Raw genomic sequence first — 4,280 nt, forward strand, 5'->3', positions numbered from 1 at the left:
GCCATCAACCGGCACGAGCCCGACACACGCGCTGTGATCCGCTGGGACCCCGCGCGGTTCGGCGATGCCCGCCCTTGGCATGTTGCCTCCTGCCGGCACAGCTATCCGACCGATGCCTTCACGGGCTGGCAGCCGTTTCCGGACTGCCCGCCCGTCGCTGAGGCTGACCAGTCAGCCACACAGGAGACGATGATGATGGCGGCGGACAGTGGGGCTCCCCTCGTTCTGCAGGTGGGACCCTGCGAAAACGATCCGGGCCGCTTTCGCTGGGCCATCCGCGACCGCGACCATGTGGTCCGGCAATCTTGCTACTCGCTGACCAGCGAAGACGAGGCGCGTACCGAAGGATTGACCGCTCTCCAAGAGGCAGTGGCCCTGTTGCGCGACACCTGCTGAGAGGTGGAAGCTGGCGGGATGCACGAGGGTGCCTGTCGCGCAGCTCGTATCATGAGGAGGTGACCACGTCATGGCTCCGATCAAGAGGCTGGCCCGTGTTCTCACCGACGAGGTTCATGGCGAGTTTCGCCTCACTCTGGAGGCGGAGGATGGTGCGACCTTCCAGGTCTCCGCAACCGAGCAGCAGATCGCAGATCTGATCGACGAGCTCGATGATCTTCTCGGCGATGATGCCGATGAGGATGAGGTGACGGAGCACAAGGAGATGGGCGACGAGTAGCACTCGCAGCCCATCTCACTTCGGAGCGCGGCAGCGCAGGCGGCGCTTCATAACACCCACTCGGCAGTTGATCGCTTCGAAATTATCATCGGAGGCAACTGGAGGGCTGAAATGGGCGCATAGCTGCCGACCGGGTTTGGCCGAAAGCCGCAGGTCCGTTTCAGAGAAGGTCCGCCAGAAAAGCTGACGGACACTGTACAACTGAATTCGGCAAGCCGACAATTTTCGGCCTTGCAGACGGAAGCGGCATGCACGCTTCCGCGACGGTGCGATCTGGGCTGGGATCGCGCACCTCGCCCGGCACTCCGGAATGGCGCCGAATACCGACCCGGCCGCTAACACGCTCCTCAGCCTGTTTTGGCGGGCAGGGCGAAGAGATCAACGAAGGACTGTGCGAGTTCGGCCTCGCCAGCGTAGGCGAGCGTTCCGCCCGCACCGTCTCTGGCCAGAGGCGCCTTGCCATAGATCGTGCGGCGCATCGCCATCGTATCTCCGGTGAAGGCAAGGTCGGGTGCCTCCATGACACCACGGCTCACGCAGATATCACCGCCCGTCACTGTCGCAATAAAGTTCTCGCCGGGGAAATGAAAGGCGACTGAGACGGCCAATTCCGCGGCGCGCTCTCGGTCTATCAGGGCCTGGAGCGACATCATGGCTGAAGCCGCCGACATGAACAGACTCGGATCATGCCGCGGCGAGCGAGCCGCCCAGCGACCCAGGTCACGCATCAACGGCGCAGCCTCACGGCCCCATTCCGTCAAGTCGTAGACCTGTACGTTGGCCGGCGACGGCAGCCGGAAGCGACGGACGATGCCAGCCTCCTCGAGGCTCTCCAGGCGCTGCGTCAGAACGTTGGCGCTGATGCCTGGAAGGTTTGCCCGAATCTCGCCGAAGCGGCGGGGGCCGAAAACCAGTTCGCGCATGATCAGCAGCGACCATCGCTCGCCGATGAACTCCAGGGCGAGCGCCGTGCCGCAAGCGTCGTCGTATCGACGCTCTCGCGACGCAGATGCCTCTATCGTTATTTTTTCGTACTGCATGGTTGCTTTGTATAACCGAGGCTGCCAGCTTAGGCAAAGCGGGGCCGTAAGGGGTGCTGCGACGCGGCCAACGCGCCTGTTGTCACGGAGGAATGCGCCTGATGCCAATCGTCGAGGGTAAACCCATCTGGTTCGAGTTGAACGCGGCCGACCCGGACGCGGCACAAGCCTTCTACGAGACTGTCGCCGGCTGGCGCATCGCACCTTCACCGATGCCAGAGCTTGGTGGCTACCGAGTCGCGGAGGCGGACGCGAAGGCGGTGGCGGGGATCCGGCGGTCGATACCGGAAGCTCCCGGTTTTCCCGGCTGGGCGGTCTACCTTGCGACCCGCGACGTCGACGCCACCGCCTCCCGGGTGGTGGATCTCGGCGGCCAGATCCGGTTCGGGCCTGTCGACATCCCCCATGTCGGCCGCTTCGCCATGGTCAGCGACCCGCAGGACGTGGTCTTCGCCCTGATGGATGCGACGAGCCCGGGCGAGAGCCGGGCATTTGGGCCGGTGCCCCTTGGGACGGAGCAAACCCTTGGCCACGGCGTATGGATCGAGCTCGCAACCCCCGACCCCGAGGCTGCCTTCGCGTTCTACGGAGCACTCTTCGGCTGGGAGAAGCTCGGGGCCATGCCGATGGGCGGGATGGGCGAGTACGCCTTCATCGGCCGGGGCGACCTGCGCCCTGGCGCGGTGATGTCGAGTGCAGCCACCGGCGCGCCGGCCCGATGGAATTGGTACGTCCATGTGCCCGATATCGATGCCGCGCTCGCGACGGTCTGCGAGAAGGGCGGCACGGTGCTCCAGGGGCCGGATCCAATCCCCGGCGGCAGCTACTCGGCCATCATCGCCGATTCGGCAGGCAACCGGCTGGGCCTTGCCGGCCAGCGCCAAGCGGCGTGAAGGGAGGCTCGCCATGACGAGCGAGAAGCTGATGAACGCAGGTAGGCAGAGTGACGCCACCGCCGGGAAGGCACGCACGACGGTGGAGAGGAGATCGGACAGGGAGCTCGCCGTCACGCAAACCGTCAACGGCCCAGCGCGGATCGTCTTCGACGCATGGTCCAGGCCGGAGCTTTTCCAGCGATGGTGGGCACCCAAATCCTGCGGCGTTTCTTTGATCTCGTTCGAGGCCGACATCCGCACGGGCGGCAGGTACCGTTTGCTGATGGGCCATCCGTCCTCCGAGCAGCCCATGGCGTTCTTCGGCCGGTACATCGAGGTGACGCCCCATGCCCGCCTCGTCTGGACCAACGACGAAGGGGGTGAGGACGGACCCGTCACCACGGTGATCTTCGAGGAAAAGGACGGCGCGACACACGTCGTCGTGCGCGAGTTCTATCCCTCGAAAGAAGCGCTCGACGACGCCCTGGCCTCTGGAAGCACGAGCGGGTGGGGCGAGCAGTTCGCGCAGCTGGACGACCTGATCGTCATGCTGGACGCAGAGGTCTAACGCCCATGGGCAAAGTGCGCGCGAGAGGTTTCGCGGTCTCCATCGACGGCTTCGGGGCCGGCCCGGATCAGAGCCTGGAGCACCCGATGGGCAAGGGCGGCCGGGAGCTGCACAAGTGGCTGTTCCCGACCCGGATCTTTCGATCGATGATCGGGCAAGATGGGGGGACCGACGATCGCTTCGCCAGCGCCGCGGCGGAAGGCTACGGCGCCTTCATCCTCGGCCGCAACATGTTCGGGCCGGCCGGCGACGATTGGGGCGGGCCCGACTGGAAGGGCTGGTGGGGCGACAATCCACCCTATCATGCGCCGACCTTCATCCTCACCCACCACCCCCGGGCGCCCATCGTGATGGAGGGCGGGACGACGTTCCATTTCGCCACCGGGGGAATCGAAGCAGCGCTCGCCCAGGCCAAGGCCGCCGCCGGCGATCTGGACGTCAAGATCGGCGGTGGTGTGTCGACGGTTCGCCAGTATCTGCTTGCGGGCGCGATCGACGAATTGCACTTGGCGGTGTCGCCCATTGTTCTGGGCCGGGGCGAGCACCTGTTTGCGGGTATCGATCTGCTGGGCCTCGGCTATCGGGTGACGGAAACGGTCCCAACGGAGCTTGCGACCCACATCGTGCTGACGCGCTGACTGCCGGAATCGAACCCGGCACGGCCTCAGCGTCCAAAGCCGACCCCGATACGGTATTTAGAAACACACGCTGCCGGCGAAGGCCCGGGTGGGTGTGGGAAGCCGACGTATGCTGGAAGGCGAGGTTCTGGCCGGATCGCGGCCTTATGCGCGTTCAGCCCCGTAAAGACCGGTCAACATACAAGCGAAGGGAATAGCTGAGATGAAGGTAACTGTTTCCATCGACGTCCCGTCGATCGAAGAGGGCCTGAAGTTTTTTGGCGGTGTCTTTGGTTTCGTCGAGACATCCCGGCCTCATGCCGGCTACGCCATGTTGACCTCGGGCGATGTGACGATCGGGCTTCTCGCGAAACCTGCCGGATCATCACCGGCGCCAGGAAGCAACGACCTTCGCCGATATGAGCGCCACTGGACACCCGTTCACGTCGATTTTCGTGTCGATGACTTCGAAGGGACGCTCGAACGCGCCTTGGCCAACGGCGC

At 64.8% G+C, this 4,280-nt stretch carries 7 protein-coding genes; 6 read left to right on the forward strand and 1 reads right to left on the reverse strand.

The genetic code is table 11. The annotated features are described in order from the left end of the window. Positions 1–396 (forward strand): hypothetical protein (locus E1J50_RS27875; protein WP_207919294.1); only part of this gene is annotated, 396 nt, incomplete at its 5' end. A gap of 70 nt (positions 397–466) precedes the next feature. Then, on the forward strand, positions 467–676 hold the full coding sequence (locus E1J50_RS25345) for a hypothetical protein (protein ID WP_132256113.1): 210 nt from the start codon (positions 467–469) through the stop codon (positions 674–676). A 347-nt stretch (positions 677–1,023) separates the two neighbouring features. Here E1J50_RS25345 and E1J50_RS25350 read toward each other — a convergent pair whose 3' ends face one another. Then, the gene (locus E1J50_RS25350) at positions 1,024–1,716 is read right to left on the reverse strand and encodes a winged helix-turn-helix transcriptional regulator (RefSeq protein WP_132256953.1); all 693 of its coding nucleotides are present in this window, start codon (positions 1,714–1,716) and stop codon (positions 1,024–1,026) included. 101 nt (positions 1,717–1,817) lie between these two features. On the opposite strand from E1J50_RS25350, the gene E1J50_RS25355 reads away from it, so the two are divergent. From E1J50_RS25355 to E1J50_RS25370, 4 genes are all read left to right on the forward strand, one after another. Then, positions 1,818–2,609 carry a VOC family protein gene (locus tag E1J50_RS25355; protein WP_132256955.1) on the forward strand — a complete coding sequence of 264 codons (792 nt, stop codon included), beginning with the start codon at positions 1,818–1,820 and terminating at the stop codon, positions 2,607–2,609. A gap of 13 nt (positions 2,610–2,622) precedes the next feature. Next, positions 2,623–3,159 (forward strand): SRPBCC domain-containing protein, encoded by a 537-nt coding sequence (locus E1J50_RS25360; protein ID WP_132256957.1) that lies wholly within the window; start codon positions 2,623–2,625, stop codon positions 3,157–3,159. A 5-nt stretch (positions 3,160–3,164) separates the two neighbouring features. Further along, positions 3,165–3,797: a dihydrofolate reductase family protein gene (locus tag E1J50_RS25365; protein ID WP_132256959.1), complete on the forward strand. Its 633-nt coding sequence runs from the start codon at positions 3,165–3,167 to the stop codon at positions 3,795–3,797. Positions 3,798–3,999: 202 nt separating this feature from the next. Further along, positions 4,000–4,280: VOC family protein (locus tag E1J50_RS25370; RefSeq protein WP_132256961.1), on the forward strand; the 281-nt coding region annotated here is incomplete at its 3' end.

Source organism: Methylobacterium segetis, assembly GCF_004348265.1.
In the GTDB taxonomy this organism is placed as follows: domain Bacteria; phylum Pseudomonadota; class Alphaproteobacteria; order Rhizobiales; family Beijerinckiaceae; genus Methylobacterium; species Methylobacterium segetis.

What these genes read in the sequence shown, in the direction of transcription:
- E1J50_RS25365 (WP_132256959.1), top strand. Translation starts at nt 3,165, where the DNA reads ATGGGCAAAGTGCGCGCGAGAGGTTTCGCGGTCTCCATCGACGGCTTC.
- E1J50_RS25360 (WP_132256957.1), top strand. Translation starts at nt 2,623, where the DNA reads ATGACGAGCGAGAAGCTGATGAACGCAGGTAGGCAGAGTGACGCCACC.
- E1J50_RS25345 (WP_132256113.1), top strand. Translation starts at nt 467, where the DNA reads ATGGCTCCGATCAAGAGGCTGGCCCGTGTTCTCACCGACGAGGTTCAT.
- E1J50_RS25355 (WP_132256955.1), top strand. Translation starts at nt 1,818, where the DNA reads ATGCCAATCGTCGAGGGTAAACCCATCTGGTTCGAGTTGAACGCGGCC.
- E1J50_RS25350 (WP_132256953.1), bottom strand. Translation starts at nt 1,716, where the DNA reads ATGCAGTACGAAAAAATAACGATAGAGGCATCTGCGTCGCGAGAGCGT.